22 protein-coding genes and 1 pseudogene are annotated in these 22381 nt (G+C 65.2%); 12 read left to right on the plus strand and 11 right to left on the minus strand.

The annotated features are described in order from the left end of the window. Positions 1 to 226: 226 nt before the first annotated feature. From DL990_RS08525 to DL990_RS08535, 3 genes are all read right to left on the minus strand, one after another. Positions 227 to 766, minus strand: a complete 540-nt coding sequence (locus DL990_RS08525; protein ID WP_125789040.1) for a GtrA family protein — start codon at positions 764 to 766, stop codon at positions 227 to 229. Positions 767 to 1043: 277 nt separating this feature from the next. Next, positions 1044 to 1544: a GtrA family protein gene (locus DL990_RS08530; protein ID WP_125789041.1), complete on the minus strand. Its 501-nt coding sequence runs from the start codon at positions 1542 to 1544 to the stop codon at positions 1044 to 1046. Positions 1545 to 1554: 10 nt separating this feature from the next. Continuing rightward, a complete protein-coding gene (locus DL990_RS08535; RefSeq protein ID WP_125798316.1) occupies positions 1555 to 3795 on the minus strand; it encodes a sigma-70 family RNA polymerase sigma factor in 2241 nt (746 codons plus the stop codon). A 258-nt stretch (positions 3796 to 4053) separates the two neighbouring features. On the opposite strand from DL990_RS08535, the gene DL990_RS08540 reads away from it, so the two are divergent. The 10 genes from DL990_RS08540 (at position 4054) to DL990_RS08585 (ending at position 11849) form a co-directional block, all read left to right on the plus strand. Then, complete coding sequence (locus DL990_RS08540; RefSeq protein WP_125789897.1) at positions 4054 to 4926, plus strand: GGDEF domain-containing protein; 873 nt, start codon at positions 4054 to 4056, stop codon at positions 4924 to 4926. An 81-nt stretch (positions 4927 to 5007) separates the two neighbouring features. Further along, positions 5008 to 6354 carry a glycosyltransferase 87 family protein gene (locus DL990_RS08545; RefSeq protein WP_125789898.1) on the plus strand — a complete coding sequence of 449 codons (1347 nt, stop codon included), beginning with the start codon at positions 5008 to 5010 and terminating at the stop codon, positions 6352 to 6354. Beyond that, positions 6329 to 7534, plus strand: coding sequence for a glycosyltransferase 87 family protein (locus DL990_RS08550; RefSeq protein ID WP_125798317.1), 1206 nt, complete (start codon positions 6329 to 6331; stop codon positions 7532 to 7534). The genes DL990_RS08545 and DL990_RS08550 overlap by 26 nt, the downstream gene beginning before the upstream one ends. Positions 7535 to 7578: 44 nt before the next feature. Beyond that, complete coding sequence (locus DL990_RS08555) at positions 7579 to 8763, plus strand: 5-(carboxyamino)imidazole ribonucleotide synthase (protein ID WP_125798318.1); 1185 nt, start codon at positions 7579 to 7581, stop codon at positions 8761 to 8763. 13 nt (positions 8764 to 8776) lie between these two features. Then, entirely contained in the window at positions 8777 to 9274 is a 498-nt protein-coding gene (gene purE, locus DL990_RS08560) for a 5-(carboxyamino)imidazole ribonucleotide mutase (RefSeq protein ID WP_125789901.1), read from the plus strand. 138 nt (positions 9275 to 9412) lie between these two features. Further along, on the plus strand, positions 9413 to 9883 hold the full coding sequence (locus DL990_RS08565; protein WP_125789902.1) for a YbaB/EbfC family nucleoid-associated protein: 471 nt from the start codon (positions 9413 to 9415) through the stop codon (positions 9881 to 9883). Beyond that, the gene (locus DL990_RS08570) at positions 9880 to 10188 is read left to right on the plus strand and encodes a YbaB/EbfC family nucleoid-associated protein (protein WP_125789903.1); all 309 of its coding nucleotides are present in this window, start codon (positions 9880 to 9882) and stop codon (positions 10186 to 10188) included. The genes DL990_RS08565 and DL990_RS08570 overlap by 4 nt, the downstream gene beginning before the upstream one ends. Then, positions 10185 to 10541, plus strand: a complete 357-nt coding sequence (locus DL990_RS08575; RefSeq protein WP_125789904.1) for a hypothetical protein — start codon at positions 10185 to 10187, stop codon at positions 10539 to 10541. Before DL990_RS08570 ends, DL990_RS08575 begins: the two co-directional genes overlap by 4 nt. A gap of 2 nt (positions 10542 to 10543) precedes the next feature. After that, complete coding sequence (locus DL990_RS08580) at positions 10544 to 11245, plus strand: hypothetical protein (RefSeq protein ID WP_125789905.1); 702 nt, start codon at positions 10544 to 10546, stop codon at positions 11243 to 11245. After that, positions 11229 to 11849: a DUF3558 domain-containing protein gene (locus tag DL990_RS08585; RefSeq protein ID WP_125789906.1), complete on the plus strand. Its 621-nt coding sequence runs from the start codon at positions 11229 to 11231 to the stop codon at positions 11847 to 11849. Before DL990_RS08580 ends, DL990_RS08585 begins: the two co-directional genes overlap by 17 nt. A gap of 29 nt (positions 11850 to 11878) precedes the next feature. On the opposite strand, the gene DL990_RS08590 is transcribed toward DL990_RS08585, so the two are convergent. Further along, positions 11879 to 13528, minus strand: coding sequence for a class I adenylate-forming enzyme family protein (locus tag DL990_RS08590; protein ID WP_125798319.1), 1650 nt, complete (start codon positions 13526 to 13528; stop codon positions 11879 to 11881). A 104-nt stretch (positions 13529 to 13632) separates the two neighbouring features. Between DL990_RS08590 and DL990_RS08595 the strand changes: the two genes are divergently transcribed. After that, a complete protein-coding gene (locus tag DL990_RS08595; RefSeq protein WP_199746262.1) occupies positions 13633 to 14805 on the plus strand; it encodes an acyl-CoA dehydrogenase family protein in 1173 nt (390 codons plus the stop codon). A gap of 542 nt (positions 14806 to 15347) precedes the next feature. On the opposite strand, the gene DL990_RS42375 is transcribed toward DL990_RS08595, so the two are convergent. The 3 genes from DL990_RS42375 to DL990_RS08615 are packed head-to-tail and all read right to left on the minus strand — an operon-like array spanning position 15348 to position 16913. Further along, positions 15348 to 16133, minus strand: a complete 786-nt coding sequence (locus DL990_RS42375; RefSeq protein WP_370451273.1) for an AMED_5909 family protein — start codon at positions 16131 to 16133, stop codon at positions 15348 to 15350. After that, positions 16133 to 16594: a hypothetical protein gene (locus tag DL990_RS08610; RefSeq protein WP_125798322.1), complete on the minus strand. Its 462-nt coding sequence runs from the start codon at positions 16592 to 16594 to the stop codon at positions 16133 to 16135. The genes DL990_RS42375 and DL990_RS08610 overlap by 1 nt, the downstream gene beginning before the upstream one ends. 22 nt (positions 16595 to 16616) lie before the next feature. Then, positions 16617 to 16913 (minus strand): hypothetical protein, encoded by a 297-nt coding sequence (locus DL990_RS08615; RefSeq protein WP_125798323.1) that lies wholly within the window; start codon positions 16911 to 16913, stop codon positions 16617 to 16619. 378 nt (positions 16914 to 17291) lie between these two features. On the opposite strand from DL990_RS08615, the gene DL990_RS08620 reads away from it, so the two are divergent. Beyond that, positions 17292 to 18926: a P-loop ATPase, Sll1717 family gene (locus DL990_RS08620; RefSeq protein WP_125798324.1), complete on the plus strand. Its 1635-nt coding sequence runs from the start codon at positions 17292 to 17294 to the stop codon at positions 18924 to 18926. 117 nt (positions 18927 to 19043) lie between these two features. On the opposite strand, the gene DL990_RS08625 is transcribed toward DL990_RS08620, so the two are convergent. The 4 genes and pseudogenes from DL990_RS08625 to DL990_RS08640 all read right to left on the minus strand — a co-directional run bounded on the left by DL990_RS08625 (position 19044) and on the right by DL990_RS08640 (position 22370). Then, positions 19044 to 19604: a flavoprotein gene (locus DL990_RS08625; RefSeq protein ID WP_125798325.1), complete on the minus strand. Its 561-nt coding sequence runs from the start codon at positions 19602 to 19604 to the stop codon at positions 19044 to 19046. 197 nt (positions 19605 to 19801) lie between these two features. Further along, a pseudogene (locus DL990_RS08630) lies at positions 19802 to 20131 on the minus strand (helix-turn-helix domain-containing protein); the annotation flags it as partial. A 148-nt stretch (positions 20132 to 20279) separates the two neighbouring features. Beyond that, entirely contained in the window at positions 20280 to 21410 is a 1131-nt protein-coding gene (locus tag DL990_RS08635; RefSeq protein WP_125798326.1) for a toll/interleukin-1 receptor domain-containing protein, read from the minus strand. A gap of 702 nt (positions 21411 to 22112) precedes the next feature. Beyond that, positions 22113 to 22370 carry a DUF3027 domain-containing protein gene (locus DL990_RS08640; RefSeq protein ID WP_199746263.1) on the minus strand — a complete coding sequence of 86 codons (258 nt, stop codon included), beginning with the start codon at positions 22368 to 22370 and terminating at the stop codon, positions 22113 to 22115. Positions 22371 to 22381 lie beyond the last annotated feature (11 nt).

Here is a 22381-nt window from a genome sequence, read left to right on the forward strand (position 1 = left end):
AGAAACGAGGGAACGCGAGGGACGCGGAGCGGTGCTCGAAAGCAGCCCCGGATCCCCGCCAAGACGGGAAAAGGCTCAACCGTCATCCGAACCGGATGCGGTCCTCTTCGCGCTTGGCGATCACCTCGGATTCGTCCCGCTCGACCGTACGAACCCGGCCGGCGTCATCAGTGAAGGAACGTTGACATGGATGACCCTAGACAATCACATGTCGTTTGACAAGTACTTAGCGGAGGGGAACGACGTCGTCGTCCGGTTCGTCGCTGTCCCGGCGGCGTTTGCCCAGCTCATCCGGGAAGACCCACTTCTTGAAGCCCCAGAAGCGGAAGAACATCGCCAGGAGCATGCCGATGATCGACCCGCTCGTGAAGTCGGCGAACTCCTGGACGAACCGCGTCACATGCGGCACTTCGAGGTCGAAGATGTAGCGCGACGTGTAGAGCGGGATCAGGTTGACCACCACGGCGATCCCGCTGATCACGAAGAAGAGCGCCGCCTCGTGATGCCGCTCGCGGCCGCCTCGGGTCCGGAAGGACCACTCGCGGTTCAGGATGTACGACACGATCGTCGCGACGATGATCGCGATCGCCTTCGCCGTGGTCGGCTTCGACTCCAGCACGGTGAGTTTCAGCAGGTACCAGACGCCGTTGTCGACGAGGAACGTCGTGCCGCCCACGATCGCGAACTTCAACAGCTCACGGTGCTTGATCAGCACGGATCGGAACGGCTCGGGCGTCCTCGAAAGGACGGATTCGACCACGGTCACCGGATCAGTCTAATTCGCTTCGCCCGTCGAATGGGCCGGGAGGGGATGGACAGTGCGTTATATGACGCTTTGGGCGTTTCTGTGACGTGGGCTGATCGCCGGCCATGCCGCCGCTGGTGTTGCGAAAGCCACTTTCGCAACGTTGAAGGTTGCGAAAGTGGCTTTCGCAACACGCCACCCTTGTGCCCGGCCGCCCGGGGGAGCAAGGGACCTTTGCTGCCACTCGGTCCGCTGACCTGCGGAAAGAGAGCAAGGGACCTTTGCTGTCGCGTGACGGTCAGGCAGCCGAGTCGTCGGGAATGTCGGAAATCTCCGGTCCGCCGCCCCGCAACAGCCGCGGTCGCGCGTCGGCCTCCGGGAAGACCCACTTCTTGAACGACCACCAGCGAAACAGCGTGCCGAGCAGGGTCCCGATGAGCACACCGCTGACGAAGTCGGCGATCTCCTGGGTCAGCAGCCCGACATGCGGCTGCTCCAGGTCGAACACGTACCGCGAAACCAGTTGCGGAAGCGCGTTGAGGCCGAGCGCGATCGCGCTGATCAGGAAGAAAAGCGCCGCTTCGTGGGCTCGCTCACGGCCGCCGCGGGTGCGAAAGGACCATTCACGGTTCGCGACGTACGAAAAAACGGTCGCCACCAGCACGCCGATGATCAGCGCGGTCACCGGTTTGTCGGTCAGCACGGTGAACTTCAGGCCATAGGTGATCGTCATCGTGATGACGAAACTCGCGCCCCCGACCAAGACGAATCGCAGCAGTTCGCGATGCTTCCCCCGCATGCGCGCGACGCTACTGGAAAATACGGTCGACCACTCCGTTGGGGCGAGTGGACGGCTTCGTCTTGTCCGGCCTCGGCGGCGCGCTCGTGGTCGTGGTCGGCTCCGCGGGGGCGGGCTGTGGCTTCGCAGGCTCCGAAGGCGTCGCTGACGGCGAAGGCTTCTTCGACGGAGAAGGCCACCCTGGCCGCCCCGGCTTCGTCGTCTCAGGCGTGCCCGAAGGCTTCGAAGTGATCGAAGGCAGCGAAGGCACCGTGGTCGGCGGAAGCAGCGCGTTGTCGTCACACCAGTGGTGCCAGCAGCCGAAGTAGACCGCGACCGGCTTCGCCTTGGCGACGCCGAGGGTGGCGTTCACCGTCACCGGGACGTTTTCCGCCGGGCGGCCCTTCAACCGGACCAGCAGCCCCACCTCACGGCCCGGGGCCAGCGAGCCGCGCGAAGTGCACGACGCGCCTTCGCCGGTCGGGGTGCAGCGGATGCCGTACGCGCTCCAGGAGTAGAACACGCGGTGGTCGATGGTGATCGTGACCGGCTTCGTCGTCTTTCCCGTGTTCTTCACCCGGATCTTCATCAGCGGATGGTGGTTCCACGGGAACGCCGACAGCCCGTCGCCCTCGGCACTCAGGTCGACGCCGTCCGGCGGGGCGGGCACCTTGACCTTCACCGCGACCGACACCTTGATCTGCGCGCCCGCCGTCACCGAACCGGTCACCACGCTGCCGTCCACGGCCGTTTCATCGGCGAGCAGCCGGAAGGTCAGCACCGCGGACTGTCCGGGTTCGAGGCCGGTACCGGTCCGGCAGGTCACCGTGCCGGTGCCGCCGGGGCAGCTGACCGCGATCGGAGCGGGCGCCTGCTGCCGGAAGCCGTTGACGCCCATCGCGCCGCCGCCGGCGGCGGGAACGGCCCGCACACCCTTCGGCAGGTTCAGCGAGACCGCCACGGGCTCGGACTTCGATCCCCCGTCGTTGCGCACGGTGATCGGCAGGCTGGCTTCTTCACCGGGCTGGAGCTGGACACCGCCGGCCGGGGTCGACGCCGTCATCACCGGAGGCGCCGGAATCACCGGCGTCGGCGCGGGCGGCTCGGCGGGCGTCGGGGTCGGCGCCGGGGGTGTGGCCGGAGGAGCCGGAGGCGGCACCTGCTGCGCGGGCGGCACGGGCTGCTGCGCCGGCGGGACGGCCGGAGGCACCACCACGGGCGGGGCCCCGGGGGTGGGCGCGGGTGCGACGACGGCGGGCGGCGGGACCGCCGCGGCCGCCGGGATCTCCTGCGTACCGCCGCCGGCGGCGAGCGCCACCGCGACCGCGGCGACGATGGCCGCGCTCGATCCGGCCACTCCGGCGAACTGGCGCGGTCCGGCCGCGGCCGCACCGGCGGCCCCGCCCGAACTCGAACCCGCGGCGGCGGCCGTCGCGGCCGCGGTGACCGCGCCCGCCTTGCCCGCGCCGGTCGTCGCCAGATAACCGAGAGCCGCGCCACCGAGCACGATCGGCGCGATGATCCCGCGCAGACCGGTGTTGACGTCGGCCAGTTCCGCGGCCAGCGCGCGACAGTTCTCGCATTCGTCCAGGTGGCTCTCGACCTGGGCACGTTCGCGTTTGGACAACCCGTCGCGGGTCCACGCGCCGAGCTTGTCCGCGCTCGCGCGGCACCGTTCGGCGGAGTTCTCGGCCAGGTGGACCTGCAGATAAGCCTGCCGCAGACCTTCACGTGCGCGGTAGGCGAGCGCGGAGACCCCGTTCGCGGTCAGCCCCAGCAGCGGGGCGACCTCGGCGGGTGTCTGCCCCTCGATCTCGGTGTGCCACAGCACCGCCTGCCACCGCTCGGGCAGCCGGGCGAACGCCTTCGCGGCGAGCGTGCGCTCCAGCCCGGCGACGGCGGTGTCGGAGAAGGGGACCGTCAGCGCTTCGCCGACGGCGCCGCCGACGTCGGACATGTCCTCGTTCAGGTCGACGCGCTTGTCCTTGCGCGTCTTGTCGTAGGCGGTGTGCCGGAGCGCGGTCAGCAGGTACGCGCGGAACGCGGCGTCGGGGCCTTTGCCGACGCGCAGCGTGTCCAGCACCTTCGCGAAGGCTTCCGAAACGAGGTCGTCGGCCTCGGAACTCGAGCGGGCGAGCTGGCGGGCGAGGTTGTGCGCCGCGCCGGCGTGGCGCTCGTACAGGGTTCCGTAGGACGCGATCTTCCCGTCACGCACCTCGGCGATCAGCTCGGCGTCACTCCTACCGGAGAGATCGGCGGGAACGGTGGACACGGGGCTCCTTCATCTGCTGGTTCGGCGGGTCTACTTTCTTAAACGCCCGAACCCGCTCAGTGTGACGGACTGGGCGACGCACGTCACCTCGCGGCCCCGTCGATGACCCGGAGAGCGCAACACCTTCACCCGCACCGGGGTTACCGAAGAGTTCGGAAAGATCCTTGGAAAACGCCGTCACGCGCGGCGTGGACCGGCGTCCCCACCGTGAAGCGATCGCAAGATCGAAAAGATCGGAACGGAAAGGGGCGGTGGGCAGTGGACGTACCGGCCACCGGTGCGCCGTCCGGGGGATCCGACGGGCAAACCGCCTGGAACCGGTTCGAACGAGATCGCACGCTCCGCGCACTGCGAGCCCGCTGGCGCACGGCCAGCCTGGCCGCGGGCTGGCGTTTCCCCAGTGACTGGGGCCTCCCCGAGGTCGACGCCGTCTGCGCGGCGGTGATCAAGAACGGCCGGGTCGCTCCCGCCGAGGTGGCGGAGACCGCCCTCGCGGGGCTGGGCCGGGCACGGGCCGCCGCGGGTGCCGGGCTGGCCGAAACGCTCGCGGACCTCGCGGCGTTGCACGCCGTGCTCGCCGATCCGGACGCGGTCGACGGCTTCCTCGAACCGGATGTCGACTCCACACCCTCCCGGTTACTCCGGGTGACGGCGCTGGCGTGGGCGGACGTCGCGACCGACCAGCTCGTGAACACCGAGGTCACCGAACCGCTCACCGGGCTGCCCACGGCCGCGTACCTGAGGACCCGGTTGAGCGAGCTGTACCGCCAGGCCCGTCGTGACGAACGGCCGGTCTCGGAGGCGCACACGCTGCTCGTGGTGTCGATGGACTTCAGCTCGGTCGCCGGCTGGCCCCGGCTGACCGGGATGATCCTGGTCGCGGACGCCTTGAAGCAGGTGTTCGACGGTGGGGAAAGCGTCGCCTCGATCGGGCCGTCCGTCGCGGGCGTGCTCGTCCCGAAGGACGTGCGGCTCGCCTCGTCCGGCGTCGCGTTGCGAAGGGCGCTCAACGAGCGGCTTTCGGTGGACGCCCAGCTTCGGGACACCGGCCGCCCGCAGATCTCGGCCGTCCGGCTCCCGGCGACCTACGATCTGGCGTGCGATCTCCTCGGTAGTCTCGCGCGCTCCTGACGCGGGGTAGCGTAAGACGTTCTCCAGGTCACGGCCGACCCTGTCGACCAGGCACGACCCGGTTCATGATTTCCTGTTTGCGTGACCCGGACTGTTCCCGCCGACGCCAACGGCGACGTTTCGGCGAGCCGCCCGCAGCATCGTCTCTCGCTGCGGAGGTCGCTCGCCCGCTTGTCCGTCCGGCCGAGATCGATCCTGATCCTGTCGGTGATCCCGCTGGTCGCGATCGGTTTCGGTATCTGGGGCTGGCAGCACGAATGGGTGCTCGGCGTGGACAGCGCGGTCTACCGCGCCGGCGCCGAGACGCTGTTGAACGGCGACCCGCTGTACGACGCGAACACCCTTCCGGTGGAACCGTGGTGGGCGCTGTTGCCGTTCACCTACCCGCCGACCGCCGCGCTGCTGTTCATCCCGCTCGCGCTGGTCCCGACGCAGGTCGCCTGGGGGCTCCTGACCGCGGTCTCGCTGCTCGCGCTGGCGCTGTGCGTCCGGATCGCCATCGGCGCACTGCCGAAGCCCTCGACCGACGGCCCCCGCTGGTGGGCCTCGCCCGCCCGCTCGACGATCGCGTTCTTCCTGGTCTTCCTCGGCCTCGAGCCGGTGTGGCGCACGATCTTCCTCGGCCAGATCAACATCATCCTGATGGCGCTGGTCATGCTCGACATCCTCGTCATCGGGGCGAGGGGCAGCCGCTGGGGCGGCGTGCTCGTCGGCGTCGCGGCCGCGGTCAAGCTCACCCCGATCGTGTTCCTGGGGCATCTCTTCATCACCGGCCGCCGGATGGACGCCATCCGCGGGCTCATCACCTTCGTCGTGATGCAGGGCCTGATGTTCCTGATCATCCCGCACGACGCGGCCCGGTACTGGACCTACACGCTGCCCGACACCGGCCGCATCGGCCCGGTGCACTGGGCGGGCAACCAGTCGCTGAACGCGCTGATGAACCGCTTCACCGAGCTCGCGCCCTGGGCGTCGAAAGCGGCGATGGGGATCGGCGCGCTGCTCGCGATCCCGGCGATCTGGCTGGTGCTGCGCTTCCACCGCAAGGGCCAGGCGCTCGCGGCGATGCTCGTGACGGCGTTCTGGATCCTGCTGATCTCGCCGATCTCCTGGACACATCACTGGGTGTGGGTGGCGCCGCTGGTCGTCCTGCTGGTCTCGCGGCTGCCGAAGACCACGCCCGCCACCGCGTGGAAACGCTGGCTCGGCACCTTCGCGGTGTTCTTCGTCTTCATCAGCTGCGTGCTGCTGATCTTGCCGAACGGCCGGAATGTCGAGCTGCACTGGAAGGTGTGGGAGAACATCCTCGGCAGCGCGTACATCCTCATGCCACTGGTATTGGCGCTCGCGCTCGCCGGGCGCTGGTGGTATCTGCGGCGGAAGCGGAGCGACGACGACAAGCATGCTGAAGTCACGGCAGGCGGCTGACCCCCGGATCGTCGGGGCGGCGCTGGCGGGTGTGCTCGCACTGGCGATGCTCGCGCTGGGCGTCGTCGCCTGGCTGGGGGAATGGCACCTCGGCGCGGACAGCGCCGTCTACCGCGCCGGTGCCCTCACCCTGCTGAAGGGTGAACCGCTCTACACCCGCGAGGCGCTGACGACACTGCCGCCGTGGGTACTGCTGCCGTTCACCTACACCCCGGCCGCCGCGCCGCTGTTCCTGCCGCTCGCGATCGTCCCCGCCGGGCTGACCTGGGGCGTCGTGGGCGCGCTCTCCCTGGTCTGCCTGAGCGTCGTGATCTCCGTGGTCGCCCGCGCCTGCGGTGCCCCCATCACCTGCTGGTGGGTGCTGCCGCTGGCCACGGCGGGCGCGCTGGCGCTGGAGCCGGTCTGGAAGACGATCTTCCTCGGGCAGATCAACCTCATCCTGATGGCGTTGATCGTCCTCGACGTCCTGGTGCTTTCGGCCCGTGGTTCGCGCTGGGCGGGCGTGCTGATCGGGATCTCCGCCGCGATCAAGCTGACGCCGCTGATCTTCGTGCCGCATCTGCTGTTCACCGGCCGCTGGAAGGACGCGCTGCGGGCCCTCGGCACGTTCGTCGCGCTCGAAGCCGTGATGTTCGCGGTGATCCCAGGGGACGCCGTCCGGTTCTGGACGGAGTCGGCGACCGACCCCAGCCGGGTCGGCTCCGTGCACTGGATCTTCAACCAATCACTCAACGGACTGGTGAACCGCGCTTCGGAACTCGCGCCGTGGTCGCTGACCGTGGCCATCGCGATCGCCGCCGTCCTCGCCGTACCCGCCGTCTGGCTGGTCGTGCGCCTGCATCGCCGCGGCGATCCCGTCGGCGCGCTGCTGGTGACCGCGTTCTACGGGCTGTTGCTCTCGCCGGTGTCCTGGTCACACCACTGGGTGTGGACGGTGCCGCTGCTCGTCCTGCTCGTCCTCCGCCGATCGTGGGTTCCGGCCGCGGGGGTCGCGGTGCTGTTCGCGAGCGGGGTGATCATGTTCGTGCCCAACGGCGGGGACACCGAGTTCGGCTGGGGGATGGGCTGGTCACTGCTCGGCAACATCTATGTCCTCACGGCTGCGATCGCCATCACAGGCCTGGCCGCAAGGGAACTGCGACGCGGGTCCGCCCAGGTCGTGGCCGTGGCGGCCAAGTAATCTCATCCGCGGAATCGGCTTTTGAGCGGGAGTGTGCGGCAGTAGTGGACAAGCGAACCGGTCTTCCGATCGTGGGCATGGTTGGCGGCGGACAGCTGGCCAGGATGACCCACCAGGCGGCGATCTCCCTCGGCCAGTCCCTGCGCGTGCTGGCCGCCGGGGAGAACGAATCCGCCGGCCTCGTCGCGGGTGAGGTCGTGCACGGGCACCACACCGACCTCGAAGCGCTGCGCTCGTTCGCCGCCGAGGTCGACGCGATGCCCTTCGACCACGAGCACGTCCCCGGCGAGCACCTGCTGACGCTCGCGATGGAAGGCGTCACCATCCGGCCCGATCCGGCCGCGTTGTCGATGGCGCAGAACAAGCTCATCATGCGCGAGATGATGGCCGGACTCGAGATCCCCGGCCCCGCGTTCGCTGAAGTGTCCTCTGTGGACGACGTGATCACCTTCGGTGGCAAGCACTCCTGGCCGGTGGTGCTCAAGGCGGCGCAGGGCGGCTACGACGGCCGCGGCGTCTGGATGCTCGACACCGCACAGCACGCCCGCGAGACCGTCCCCGAACTGCTCGACGCCGGAACCCCGCTGCTGGTCGAGGAAAAGGTCGTCATGCGGCGCGAACTGTCCGCGCTCGTCGCCCGGTCGCCGTTCGGACAGGGCGCGGCGTGGCCGGTGGTGGAAACCGTGCAGTCCGGCGGGATCAACACCGAGGTGCTCGCGCCGGCGCCGGGGCTCAGCGTCCAGCGCACGCAGGAGGCGCAGGACCTGGCGCTGCGGATCGCCGCGACACTGAACGTGACCGGCCTGCTCGCCGTCGAGCTGTTCGAGACCGACGAAGGCCTGCTGGTCAACGAACTCGCCATGCGCCCGCACAACTCCGGGCACTGGACCCAGGACGGTTCGAAGACGTCGCAGTTCGAGCAGCACCTGCGTGCCGTGCTCGACTACCCGCTCGGCGTGACCGACCTGATCGCCCCCGCCTGCGTGATGGCGAACGTCCTCGGCGCCCCCGAGGCGCCCGAGATGGGGCCGGACGAACGGCTGCACCACCTGTTCGCGCGGTACCCGGACATCCGTGTCCACCTATACGGCAAGGGCGAGCGTCCCGGCCGCAAACTCGGCCACGTCAACCTCGTCGGCGAACGCATGGAGGAGCTGCGCGACCGCGCGCTGCTCGCCGCGCACTGGCTTTCCCACGCCGTCTGGCTCGACGGCTACGAAATTCACTAGGGAGTAATCGAATATGGCGCCGCAGGTTGGCCTGATCATGGGCAGCGACTCGGACTGGCCGACGATGGAAGCGGCCGGGCAGGCGCTGGCCGAGTTCGGCGTCGAATACGAGGTCGGCGTCTACTCGGCGCATCGCACCCCGCAGCGGATGCTCGACTACGCGACGTCGGCCGCTTCGCGCGGTGTGCGCGTGATCATCGCGGGCGCCGGCGGGGCCGCGCATCTGCCGGGCATGGTCGCGTCGGCGACGGTGCTGCCGGTGATCGGCGTGCCGGTGCCGCTGAAGTACCTCGACGGCATGGACTCGCTGCTCTCGATCGTCCAGATGCCCGCCGGTGTCCCGGTCGCGACGGTCTCCGTCGGCGGCGCACGCAACGCTGGGCTGCTCGCGGTGCGCATCCTCGCCGCGTCCGACGAGGGCTTGCAGGCGAAGATGGCGCGGTTCCAGGCGGACCTGGAACAGCTGGTGCTCGACAAGGACGCCGCACTGCGCAAACGCGTCGAAGGCTGAATCTGCTCCACTTCCTCCGATTCTTTGGAACTTGCTTGCGGGCGTAGGCCGTCACAGTAAGGTGTCAGGCGGGCACTGCCGGTCAGAACCGTCCGGTGGTGAAGGAGGGAGCACGATGCTTTGCTTTGTGATGCCGTCATGACGGCGCCGCAGGATCCGCGAGTGTTTCGCGATCGGGTGCGGGCCATGGAAGCCCGACTCACGGGGACCGTGCACATCGGACGGTCCGCGGATCAAGCGGTGGCCGCGACGGTGACCGGACGCGGCGAACTCGTCGATCTGCGGATCTCGGACAACGCACTGAACCGCGCACACCCTCAACTGCTCGGAAACAGCATCGTGCAGGCTGTCCACGCCGCGCGTGGCGCCGCCCACTCGGCCGCGGTCCCGGAGCTTGCGGCCGTGATCGGCAAAGAACCGGCCTCGCCGCCTATGTCGGAATGGGGAGCGGGGAGTCCGGATCGGCCACCGCCGACGCCACCGGTGGAGATGTCCACTGCCAGCCGGAGAGCGCGGGCGTCACGGGGCGAAGTGCCCGATGAAGAGAGCTACGACCAAGTCGACTTCCTCTCCGATGAGGACTTCGACGATCGGGGTGGCCACAGGTGAACACCCACGACAGGCTGTACCACCTTGCGAAGGAAATCGATACGAGAGTCACCGCGATCGAGCATGCCGCGAGCAGTGGTCGTGCGGCGATCCTGACTTGGAATATTCCTACCGGACTCGGCACGGTCACGGTGGACGGGATGGGCTCGTTGAGGTCGGTCGACTTGAACCCCGACGCCGTGGAAACACAGACGGCGGCGAGCCTGGCCCGGCACATCCTGCGCGCGATCAATGATGCCGAGCGTGCAGCGCGTACGAGGCGTGACGCACTGATCGAGGAAGCGGAGAAGGGAGGCTTTCGATGAGCGGCCCGTTCGAGCCGCTCGGCTCCAATGGCTCCGGCTACGAGGTGTATCCGGAAGCCCTTCGAAGGGCGACCGAGGACGTCTTTCATGCTGCCGGGCGTATCCGTGATTTCGCGAATGTCGACATCGAAGGACTGCGCCTCAATGTTCATGACGTCGGCATGCTCGGCGAAGAGGCCGGAATCATCGAAGCCTTCAACGGGATGATCGCCGAGTTGCAGGCAAAGAGCACTCGTGGCTTCGATCGCTTGATCAAGCTTGGGGACGCCATGGACAAGGCCGCCGACTACTACGACGCGCAGGACGAGGAGTACTACAAGCGCCTCCAGGACATCGAGAAAGACGGGAAATGATCGTGAGTGATTTGCCGGCATACCCGCTCGCCGCAGACCAGAAAATTCGCGATTTCGCCGGGCTTCCGCTTATCGGTCGTCCGGATGTTTTCCGCATGCTCGATGATATTCGAACGCGGCTTCTCGGTAACGCCGTCGGGATTCAAGAGATCGCGTTCCGGTTTGCAAGTAATGCCGCGATCCAAGGCGCGCACGACGACATCGGCGATGCGGTGCAGGCGTTGGCGGGCACCTGGACCGGCCGGGCGGCCGACCAGTTCGTCGCGCATGCCGCGAACGTGACCAATGCGCTCAAGTCGGAACAGGAGGCGGTAGCCGGAATTTCCGGAGTGATGGCGGGCATCGCGAACGAGGTGATCAAAACCTACGGTACGGCGATCACTCTCCTCGGCGAATGTGCCGGAGAGCTTGCCAAGATAGATTTGAAGGCACTGGTAGCCGCTCTGACTTCTGTTATTCCCGGGGTGAATCTGTTCACCTTCGCTGACGTCATAGATTCGGTTATCGAGGCACTCGGTGAACTCGTCAAAAAGATCAGCTCGCTGTTCGACGAGGCGCTCAAGTCAATCGGCGCTTTCAAGGCGGGTGCTATCAGTCTCGTGCAGATCCAGACGAATTTCGTGGAGGTTCCTGACCTTCGCGAAGGTTCCGGAATGGACGAGCAGAAGCAATGGAAGGTCGAGCCGGATGCTGTCCCGGAATAGTGTGAGTTTCGTATCTGTCGTCGTATTCGCGATAGTCGTGCTCGCAGGCGGGTGCGGTCCGGGCAAGCCCGACCCGTTGCTCAAGGAGCGGCCGGCGCCTGCCAGGGCAGGAGACGCGATCCCGGTTACGCCGGTCGAGCAACCTGTTGATCTCGCGTCTTTTCGGGCAGACCCTTGTGGCTCGCTGAAACGTGAGGATGTAGCGGCGTTGGTCATCGATCCGCCGGATCGGGTCAAGCCCAGTCGGGCGGATTCTCCTCTGCTGGGGTGTGCGTGGGTCACCCGGGACGCGCCGCAGTTGCGTGTGCAGATCCCGGCAGTGAAAGAAAAAAGCCTTGCCGGACTGACGGCGCTCAGTGCAAGTAATCAGGGCACATACTCCGGGTGGAGGGAATTGTCGATCGAAGGCCTGCCTGCGGCGCAGTACCACTTGTTCGGCGACATGAAGTCGTGCGCGATGGTGGTCGGCGTGTCGGACGACGCGGCTCTCGAGTTCGACTACATGGTTCCAGACGGGGTTGATTCGCAGTATTGGGGCACCGATCGGTGTGCGGGTGTGCTCAAGGCCGCGGAGCTGGTGATCGGCAACCTCCGCGGCCGGTGACACGCGATTAGTCACCTACTTGCGGTGGTTCACTCGGCGAGTTGCTTCCGCAGCTCTCGTTTGAGCACCTTCCCGGCGGCCGAAACCGGGATCTGGTCGACGAAGTGGATCGCCCGCAGCCGCTTGTAGGGCAGCACGCGAGCACCGACCGCCTCCAGCAGCTGCTCGGCGGTGACGTTCTCGTCGCTGCGCACCACGAACGCGACCGGCAGCTCGCCGACCTCGGTGTCCGGTTTGCCGACGACGGCCGCCGCGGAGACGCCGGGCAGGGTGATCAGCAGCTCTTCGAGCTCGCGCGGGAAGACGTTGTATCCCTTGTACAGCAGCATGTCCTTCTTGCGATCCACAATGGACAGATAGCCGTCCTCGTCGAGGATGCCGATGTCGCCGGTGTGCAGCCAGCCGTCGACGAGCGCGGCCGCGGTCTCCTCGGTGCGGTTGCGGTAGCCGGTCATCACCTGCGGGCCGCGCAGGCACACCTCGCCGCTTTCGCCCGCGGGCAACGGATCCTCGCCGCCCTCGGCCGAGACGATCTTGATCTCGGTGTCGGGCAGCGGAAGGCCGACCGAGCCGACCTTCCGGGTGGCGGAGCGATACGACGGCGCGATGATGGCGCCCATGGTGACCTCGGTGAGGCCATAGCCCTCGGTGATGATCACGCCGGGGAAGCGTTTCTGCAGGGCGCGGATCATCTCGTGGTTCATCGGCGCCGCACCGGAACCGATGGTCAGTACCGAAGACAGGTCGGCCGTGTGAAAATCGGGGCAGGCGAGCAGGGCGGCGAACAGCGCGGGCGCCCCGCCGATGGTGGTGACCCGCAGCAGCTCTGCGTCGGCCACGTACGCGGCCGGGTCGAAGCGGTCGTGCAGGACGACGGTGCCGCCATCGAGTAGCGGGACGTTCAGCGCGGCGATGGTGCCCATGGCGTGGAACCACGGCGTCAGGTTGAGGGCGACGCCGGTGCCGATCCGGGACGGCCATTCGTCCGGACCGCCGAGCTGGTCGACGATCACTTCTCCCGAGTCGTCGACGGCGGGGATCGCGCCCAGCCGCCAGCAGGAACTCTGCAGGCTGTTGACCACGACGTTCCGGTGCGGCAGGCAGACGCCCTTCGATCGTCCGGTGGTGCCGCCGGTGTACGCCAGATGGGCGAGGTCGCGGTGGATGTCGATCTCGACGTCCGGCCGCTCGTCGGAGTGAGCGGCGTAGAACCGCGTGAACTCGACTTCGTTCTCGCTCACCTCCTCGGGCGGGTGAACGACGACGCTCAGCCGGACCGCCGTCCGGTCACGGACCGCGGCGAGTACGCGCGCGACCGGGCCGACGGTGACGGCGGCGACCGCTCCGGCGTCGGCCAGCTGGAAGGCGAGGTCGTCGGGCGGCAGCAGCGGGTTCGCCGGGCTGAAGGTGGCGCCCGCGAGCAGCGTGCCGTAGTACGCGATCGGGTACGCCAGGCAGTTCGGCAGGTGAAGGGCCACGACGTCACCGCGGCCGATGCCCTCCGCGCGCAGGGCGTTCGCGAACCGGCAGGCCGCGCTGTACGTCTCGGCGAAGGTGAGGCTCTGGTCTCCGTGGGCGAAGGCGGTTCGGGAGCCCCATCGAGCAGCGGCGCCGGCCAGCACCGAGCCGACCGGGACCTCGGGATATTCGAGCGACCGGGGGAACGGGGTGAGCTGCATCACTCGAACGTACGGACTTTGCGGTCAAAGACACAAGCGCACGCGATGTCGCACAATGTGAACGAGCGCTAACATCGGTCGAACTCTCAAACGCGTTAGAAGAGGTGACGAAGGTGTCTGACGGCCCGGGTCTTTACCAGCTTGCCGAGGAGCACGAAGAGCTGCGGGCCGCGGTCCGTGCCTTGGCGGAGAAGGAAATCGAGCCGTACGCGGCCGAGGTCGACGAGGACGAGCGCTACCCGATCGAGGCGTACAACGCCCTGGTCAAATCGGGTTTCAACGCCGTCCACATCGACGAGGCCTACGACGGCCAGGGTGCGGACGCCATCGCGGCCTGCATCGTGATCGAAGAGGTCGCGCGTGTCGACGCGTCGGCGTCGCTGATCCCGGCGGTGAACAAGCTGGGCACGGTGCCGATCATCCTTTCGGCGTCGGAAGACCTCAAGAAGCTCGTGCTGCCCTCGATCGCCTCCGGCGAGGCGTCGGCGTCGTACGCGCTTTCGGAGCGCGAAGCCGGCTCGGACACCGCGTCGATGCGCACCCGCGCGAAGCTCGACGGCGACCACTGGGTGCTCAACGGCACCAAGTGCTGGATCACCAACGCGGGTGAATCGTCCTGGTACACCGTGATGGCGGTGACCGACCCCGACGCCGAGAAGAAGGCCAACGGCATCTCCGCGTTCGTCGTCCACAAGGACGACCCCGGCTTCACCGTCGGCTCGAAGGAGCGGAAGCTCGGCATCAAGGGCTCGCCGACCCGCGAGATCCACTTCGAGAACTGCACCATCCCGGCCGACCGCATCATCGGCGAGCCCGGCACCGGCCTGAAGACCGCGCTGCGCACCCTCGACCACACCCGCCCGACCATCGGCGCGCAGGCGCTGGGCATCGCGCAGGGCGCACTCGACGCGTCGATCGCGTACGTCAAGGAGCGCAAGCAGTTCGGCAAGTCGATCTCGGAGTTCCAGGGCGTCCAGTTCATGCTGGCCGACATGGGCATCAAGATCGAAGCCGCCCGGAACCTCGTCTACGCCTCCGCCGCGGCGACCGAACGCGGCGACAAGCGCGGCGGTTACATGGCCGCGGCCGCGAAGGCGTACGCGTCGGACATCGCGATGTCGGTGACGACGGACGCCGTGCAGCTCTTCGGCGGCGCGGGCTACACCCGCGACTTCCCCGTGGAGCGCATGATGCGCGACGCGAAGATCACCCAGATCTACGAAGGCACCAACCAGATCCAGCGCATGGTCATGGCGCGCGCCCTGCTCAAGGGCTGATTTGATCTTGATCCGGTAGTTCGGGCGGCGCTGGCTGCTCATGATCAGGCCGCCTCCAGGCCGTCATGGGCACCAGGCCGCCCGAGCATTATTCCGATGGCGCACGTCGCACCGTCGCGAGTATGGTTAACCCTGTAAACGCCCGCTGCGCCCTGCTCGGGACGGCCCTCTTAGGGGCCGGAGAGCTGTCGACCTGTCGGCATTTGATCTCGGGCATCGTCCTTCGATGCCTGGAGACCATAATGAATGCCAACCTTTTTGCTCTTTCGTTCGTTCTCACTGTCTGTATTCGCGGGCTGACGCGAGTCTGGATCGTCTATCTGGCGGTCACTCGCTGTCGACCGGAAGACGTAGCTGCCGTCGTCACCGCTTCGAAGGACTCGGCGTTCCGCCTTCGAGTGAAGCGCTAACTTCGCCCGTTTGATGTTCGGCCGGTCTGGCACCTCGATCATGCGGCCTCCAGGTTGTCATAGGTGCCAGGCCGCCCGACGAGTTTGTTCGCCGCACGTCCCCACGTGCGTTTTCGCTCTGTCATTCAGTTTTCAGCTGGCTTGCGACTTCCCTTCTTGGATCTTCGCGGCCACCTCCTCCGCCTTGCGTTCCTCGTAGCCCACCCAGTAGCGGAGTTCGTGGTGGTGCGCGCGGTCCACATCGGACACGGCCCGGTACATGCGCGCGTTGGCCTGATGGAACTTCAGCCAGGTCGTCAAATTCGATCCCGGCTTCGGACGATGAGCCGAGGCGACCAGGTGCGCGTCCGCCAATGTCTGTGGCTCATTCCGGCCCGGGGTCGTCATCGCGCACCGCCTTGTGCTTGTCGAGGAAGACGGCCAGTTCGTCCGCGCTGTCGCGGATTTGGCGAAGGAGCCGGATGAACTCCGGCCACACGGCCGGGGTCGGACGGCGGCAGGATCGCCAGGCCGTCCGGATCCAGGTAGATCACCAAGGCCGGGTTCGCCGAACCATTGCCCTGCATTCCCGCGACCGCTTGCGGCCCCGGCTTCCACATCGCGTTGAACGCCACGGACCTGCCCTTCCTCGCTGTAGGCGCGCATCTCCCACGACCGCGCGTTCTCCTCGAAACCTTCTGCCGCAGCCGTCACGGCCGCGAGAACCCACCACGGCAACTGGCCATGGGCGGCCAGGTCCCGCCAGGACGCCGCCACCGCCACCGAGGCGACGGCCAGGTCATGAGCCGCCAACGCATCAGCGCCGGATGTCGTCCTGGCCGTTAGTGCGCTGTAGTGGCGGTAGGCCATCTCCCACGCCTGGACCAGGTGCGGAGGAACCACGGCCACACGGTGGCTCCCCGGCACCCCGCCCGGCATCACGCAGCCTTGGGTGTCGACTCGGCAGCGCCCGAGGTCCGCGACGACTTCGACGCCCCACCCGAAGCCGCAGCCTTGAAGCCGGTCGCGCGGAACATGTAGGACTGGTACTTGAACTCGCCCTGACCGGCCACCTTCGGCTCAGCCGTCAGGCCCTCCAGCTCGATCGGCCGCATACCCGGCAGCACCTCCGACGTCGTCGGCACCGGCTGCACATCCGCCAGCAACGTGATCTCGAACGACGCCCGCTTCGCCTTGACCTCGTCCGGGTCGGTCACGGTGACCTTCCACTGACGCTTGCCCGTCACCTCGTCGACCCGCTGCCGAGCCGGACGCCCCGCAGCCCGGTCCTCCCGGGACTGGTATTCGTTGTCGGGCGATACCTCGCCGACCATGACCAAGCCCTGTCCGAGCGCCTCGTCGAAGTCGATGGGGAACCGGAAACCCTTGTAGATAGCCATTTTTGCTCCTAGGTGCGTCTGATCAGTCGTTCTTGCGCGTGACGGCGTCATCGGCAGCGTCGGACCACTGGTCATGGAAGGAGGAGGAATGCGAGCGCGTGCGGTGCTGGGTTTCGCACCACTCGCTGAACTCGCTGGCAGCGGTCGCGAGACTCTGCGCGAACCGTGCGGTGTCCATCAGGCCGCCGATACGGGCGGGCACCTGGACGATGAAGGAGGTCTCTTCGCTTCCGGCGACGAGCTGACGAACGCCAGGAGAGGGTGAAACCACCGCCGCGCCGTAGCCGACGAGGGGCTGAATCACCACGTGAATGCCCATGTGTGCTCTCCCGATGTCTCGGTCTCGGCGAGCCCGATTGGGCGCGCTGGACACAGGAGACACCCAGTGAGGAGCCTCACCCCGGACAAACTGTCCGGGTAGGTACTAGCGGGGGCATTTGCGGTCGCCTGTCGGGCAGCGGGACCCACGTAGCTGGGAGCCGCGCAACGAGGATGCTTGGCAGTCACTCCTGTGTTTGATTTCAACCACGCGGCTGGAGGAGGGCAGACATGCGCCTTGCGGGTGGCGTTCCTGCAAACGGCGTAGTGAACACGTCGTTTTGGAGATCCGCCGACGCTGGTAACAACCCAGGGTGTGTTCACGACCTAAGGTCAAAGAGATGCCCTGAGTTGTGCGTCACATGAGAGGAGACCAAACGTGGGAGCAAAGCGCCAACGCCTCCGAAGCACGTTTACTTTAGGAGGCGAGCAAGCCGAAGCGGATGCTCTCCTTGACAATGCGTTTTACGAATCGGATGACTTTGCCGTAATATCTTCGCGCGAAGACAAGCGTTGCTTTGTGGTAGGAAGGACTGGCTCTGGGAAGTCTGCCGCGTTAAAGCGGCTTGAGGAACTGAACCCGGACCATGTAATTCGAATCAGCCCTGAAGACCTATCGCTGCCCTATATTACCAATCTTCAAGCAATTAGGTACTTAGATTCGCTTGAAATCAATCTAGATAATTTCTGGACTACTCTCTGGAAGCATGTGCTGTTGGTCGAAATCATTCGACACCGCTACAAAGTAAATTCGCAAGCCGCGAAGCAAAGCTTTTTGGCTGAGATTCGCGATAAGGTTCGGCGTGACCAAGCAAAGCGAGCCGCACTCGATTATCTTGATGAGTATGAGGGGCGTTTCTGGGAGGAAGCGGATCAACGGGTTAGGGAAATTACGCAGAAGTTCACCGAAAGAATCGATGCGGAAGCGGCTGCCGAAGCGAAAATTGGTAGCGTCGCCAGCGTAAAAGTCGGCGGCAAAGAAGGCTTTGAGACTTCAAGTGAGTTTACTGAAGAGAGGGTAGATCGTTTTCAGCGTATTGTGAATGATACTCAATTGGCCAGGCTTAACAAGATGATTAATGTTTTGGATGACGAGGTGCTAAACCGGCCCCAGCATTTTACTTACGTCGTAATCGACGACCTGGATCGAGACTGGGTCGACGAAAGAATCGCCAATGATCTTATTCGCTGCCTGTTTCGTACTGTGATTGACCTTAAGCGCGTGCGGCACCTCAAGGTTCTTGTGGCCCTGCGCACCAACATCTTTCAAGAGCTTCAGTTCGGCCGTCGAGGAGGTGGTCAGGAGGAGAAGTTCCGTGCACTTGTCCTGCTGATGAAGTGGACGAAGGCAGACTTGGCGGAGATGCTCGACGAGCGAGTAAAGGCTTCCGCTCCGAAGGTAGGTTTAGAAGTAGACTCAGTATCTGCTCTTCTTCCTAATCCAAATAAGGCGCGCGGCAATCCGTTGGACTATATGTTGGACAGGACTCTGCTGAGGCCGCGCGATGCGATTTCCTTCGTGAACGAGTGTCTGGCGCTGGGTGTGGGAAGCGATCGTCTTAGTTGGTCAGACATATCTTTTGCGGAGCAGTCGTACTCGTCAAAAAGGCTTCTCGCTCTACGAGATGAGTGGAAGCAAACCTATCCTGGCATTGATCAGGTCTTCGAGAAGTTTCGAGAATGCCCTATTGCAATGTCCAGGCAGGATCTTCAGGAACGTCTCGACTCGGCGATGCTTCTCCTCTCGGAGCCCAAATTTACAGGCATTCGATGGATGACAGATGTAACTGATGTAATGTGGAATTCTGGCCCTGAGACACAGTGGTTCGAGCTCTATCAACCTCTTCTGAAGGTCATCTTTACGGTTGGCCTGATAGGCTGTTCTAGAAGTGACATGCGGCGCGCTGTGTTCTATTCAGATGATCCACTGTTTATAGATCAGAGAAGTAATATTCAGACGACTCGCTTCTACTTTGTGCACCGCGCTTTTCATCGTGCCTTAGATATTAGATAGCCGTGTGCTGAAGGAGTCGCCTGCCTTCCATCTTTCTTGCGACGGACTGGCTGGTCGGATGCGGGTTTTCTAGCCTCGCACCGACCGCAGTCCGTGTCGTAGCTCGGATTCTATCAGCTAACGCGGCAGGGGTACTGCTCCGTTCACCGCGGAAAGTATTGCCGACCAGGGCAGTTCTCGGTCCGGGGCGCTCCGCGGTTCATGCAGCGGCCACACATCGTCGCCGTACACGAGATGCACACCAGCACGCCGCAGCGCGTCGATGTGGGTGTCCCAGGACGGGTGACGAGCGCGCGCGGCGTTCACGCGCGGGAAGACCACGACCGGCAGGTTGAGCGTGCCGATGGCCTCGTTGACCTGCGTAAGTGCTTGATTGTCGGCGATGCCCATCGCGAGTTTGGCGACCATGTTCGCCGAAGCCGGGGCGACCAGGTAGCAGTCCGGGGCCGGATGCAGGCTGGTTTCGGCCGGCGAGCGCGGCTCGACCCGGACCGGGAACCCGGTGGCCTCCTCGATCTCGGCGCGGCCGCCGTTCTCGTCCAGCCAGCGCCCCGCCGTCGGGGTCAAGGTCACCGCGACCGTCCAGCCGTCCTCTTGGAGGGGCCGGATGACGCGCGGAAGAAGGTCCTCAACACCACCAGCACCCGAGCCCACCAGGCCCAGAACACGCGACGCCAAACTCGACCTACCTCACCGCGCCGCAGCGCTCAGCCAACGCCAACAAGGGCGAGGACTTCTTACCAGCCGTCGCCGGAGCACGGCGATACATCGACCGCACGACCTCCCGCACCGCTGTACTGTGCCGGACGATCCCCGGCGCCTTCTGCTCCGCCGTCAGCAGCGCCGACAACGCCTCATCATCCTTCGCGACCAGGCTCCGGCGACATGGCCGAGGAGAACAGGGTGCGGGACAGGCGCCGCGGTGCCATCAGGGCGTCACGGATGGCCGGGACGTCGTCGTTCTTGTCCTCGTCCTCCATGAGCACGGGTTCGCCGAGGAGATCTCCCAGCGTCACCCGCAGACCCCGCGCCACGTCAGCCAGCACATCCAGGCGCCGGATCTCACGTTCACCACGCTCGATCTTGCTCAGCCAGTCCTCAGTACGGCCCACCAAGTCAGCAAGAACCGCCTGCGACAGACCACGCCGCCGCCGGTAGAAGGCAATACGCTCCCCGATGCTGAGCTGATCACCCGCACCACGCATACTGCCAGGCTAACAGCGAGGCGCGATTGGTCGCAGGTTCGAGTACAGGACAGTGGGAGCGCTCATGTCGCGCCGACAAGACATATGCAATTCTGGGCCAACTAGCGGAGAGAGCGGCAGACGAAGTCAGCTGCTCATTCTTCTTGGATTACATGAAATCTGCCAGTTCTCTCCATGAAAGCATTGTCCTTAGAGCTGCACTTGTAGAGTTCAACCCGTTTCTCAGTGGCTTCAGGGCGGCGCGCACGGGAACGTTTAGAGTTTCAATCGACCTCGATTGCTTCAAGGCTTCGTCTGCCCCGCGCTGCGCCTCTGCGATTATTGTCATCGCTTCGACCGCGCCGTTGACGTCTGCGCTAAATTCCTCTTTTTGTTGATCGCTACCATATTGGGATAACATGCGGTGAACTTCGCGGAGACTCTGGTCTGCTTGAGTCGCACTTAGTTCCAGTTCGTTAGCTAGCGATTCGGCTTCAACTGCCCTGGGTGAAAAATCATTGGCAAAGCGAAGAAGTGCTCGCTGGTCAATGTTGCCACCTGCTTTTGGAGCCTGCCTTTGAAGTTTGTCTGCTTTTTCTTTGAATTCGACCAAGATTGCGGAGAACGAGGCCAAGAGTGGTCCGAACTTGTTGACGTTCTCTACGGCGATTTCGTAGACCTCTAGTAAGCCTGGTGCGTCATCTGGCCTGGTGTCTGGACTTCCTGTCCTCGTTGGAGTTGATTCGTCGGCGAGCTGTTCCGCGTCTTGTGTCAGGTGCTCCTCGGCGCGTTCAATGCCGTCTACTAGCCTGCTGGCGATCTCAACTAACGCCTTTCGCCACGTAGAAGAAGTTGTTCCATCCAGGACGGCGTCTTTTAGTTTAATGTACTGACGACTGGCCACGTGGCGGGTGGCTAGGTTGTCGCTATCCTCAGAGATCATCTTGTTTCCAAGTATAACAATCGGAAGAAATAGCTCCTTGACGCCCAAATTTTGCGCCGACTCGACAAAGAGCTGAAGCTCTTCGCGGCACATTGGACTTGCGAGGTACCTCATTGTTACAAGAGGCACGAACGCGGAAGCACCCTTGACGCTGTCGTAGATTTTCGCACGCCATTCTTCGCCCCAGATGATGGATTGGTTGTCGACGAAAACCTTAATTTCTCGTCCGTGATCAGCGAAGGCGTAGTACTTAAGATCATTGGCAAACTTTTCTACGAAGTCCAATACCGCATCGTCGTCATGTGCATAACTTACGAAGACTTGGGTTACTGCCTGGTCGTCCTGCGGCGTTGCCACTGAATAGCCTCCAACGGTTGTCTCTCAAGTTGGGCGATCGGACGCGACTTGCCGAACTTGGCTCTATGGGATCAAGGGCGCGCCGCCGGGCGGCGCGCCGGGCGCGTAGGTAGCCCGTCGCCTGGGCGACCGCGCCGTTCCCGAGACGGTGGGCTGCCGCTCCGCTCCGCCCACCGGCCGGGCGACGCGGCCGCCAGCGGGTCACCTTGCGTAGCGCCACCCAGCAGCGGCGCACATGTCCCGATAGTCAACGTCGGCCCTCCTCAATGAATACCGGTCGACGATGCATCGCCACCTGTTACGCGCAGTCGTCGATTCCCCCCACCCCGACGCCTGATCGTGACAACGGCCGGTAACACCGCGCCAAGGCTGGAAAGCGTGCCTTGACCCGATGCCACCGGCCGCGTGCTGGCTTCGTATCGGGATGAAGGGAGAGGTGTGGGCAGGGTTTCGCCAGGCCGTCTACAGGCCGTCAGACGCCGGGTAGGGCCAAGATCCACCGAGAACTGTCGAGAGACGTTTCTGCAGCTCAGAGGCCGTTCTCAGGCAAGATCGCCAGCGCGGCCGAAACCGGCCGAGAGATCACCCAGATCTACGAAGGCACCAACCAGATCCAGCGCATGGTCATGGCGCGCGCCCTGCTCAAGGGTTGAGTTGATCTACAGGAAGGGGGCCTTCATGTACCTACGCCTGCGCGATGGATCAGCCGAATGAGTCGTCGCCGCGGCCGGCGAAAGCGGCGCAGCCGTCGTGCTCGAATCGAACCATTCCGTCGAAGATCGAGTGAGCGTTGGTGCAGGCGCCGTAGTCCTGGCCGAGCCGGCCGTGCAAGGCGACCCAAAACACGCATCCGCCGCATTGCTCGCCGTGCCAGTCGTCGGAGGTAAGGCTCCCCGGGCGCTCCTCCATTGAGGCGTTCGCGCCAGCGCGCATGGCAGGCGCGGTTGTACTTCTCGTCATCGCCCGACCAG

It is taken from the genome of Amycolatopsis sp. WAC 01416 (assembly GCF_003947485.1).
Lineage (GTDB): Bacteria > Actinomycetota > Actinomycetes > Mycobacteriales > Pseudonocardiaceae > Amycolatopsis.

What these genes read in the sequence shown, in the direction of transcription:
- DL990_RS08550 (WP_125798317.1), top strand. Translation starts at nt 6,329, where the DNA reads ATGCTGAAGTCACGGCAGGCGGCTGACCCCCGGATCGTCGGGGCGGCG.
- DL990_RS08530 (WP_125789041.1), bottom strand. Translation starts at nt 1,544, where the DNA reads ATGCGGGGGAAGCATCGCGAACTGCTGCGATTCGTCTTGGTCGGGGGC.
- DL990_RS42375 (WP_370451273.1), bottom strand. Translation starts at nt 16,133, where the DNA reads ATGCCGGGCGGGGTGCCGGGGAGCCACCGTGTGGCCGTGGTTCCTCCG.
- DL990_RS08640 (WP_199746263.1), bottom strand. Translation starts at nt 22,370, where the DNA reads ATGACGAGAAGTACAACCGCGCCTGCCATGCGCGCTGGCGCGAACGCC.
- DL990_RS08610 (WP_125798322.1), bottom strand. Translation starts at nt 16,594, where the DNA reads ATGGCTATCTACAAGGGTTTCCGGTTCCCCATCGACTTCGACGAGGCG.
- purE (WP_125789901.1), top strand. Translation starts at nt 8,777, where the DNA reads ATGGCGCCGCAGGTTGGCCTGATCATGGGCAGCGACTCGGACTGGCCG.
- DL990_RS08615 (WP_125798323.1), bottom strand. Translation starts at nt 16,913, where the DNA reads ATGGGCATTCACGTGGTGATTCAGCCCCTCGTCGGCTACGGCGCGGCG.
- DL990_RS08565 (WP_125789902.1), top strand. Translation starts at nt 9,413, where the DNA reads ATGACGGCGCCGCAGGATCCGCGAGTGTTTCGCGATCGGGTGCGGGCC.
- DL990_RS08590 (WP_125798319.1), bottom strand. Translation starts at nt 13,528, where the DNA reads ATGCAGCTCACCCCGTTCCCCCGGTCGCTCGAATATCCCGAGGTCCCG.
- DL990_RS08575 (WP_125789904.1), top strand. Translation starts at nt 10,185, where the DNA reads ATGAGCGGCCCGTTCGAGCCGCTCGGCTCCAATGGCTCCGGCTACGAG.
- DL990_RS08585 (WP_125789906.1), top strand. Translation starts at nt 11,229, where the DNA reads ATGCTGTCCCGGAATAGTGTGAGTTTCGTATCTGTCGTCGTATTCGCG.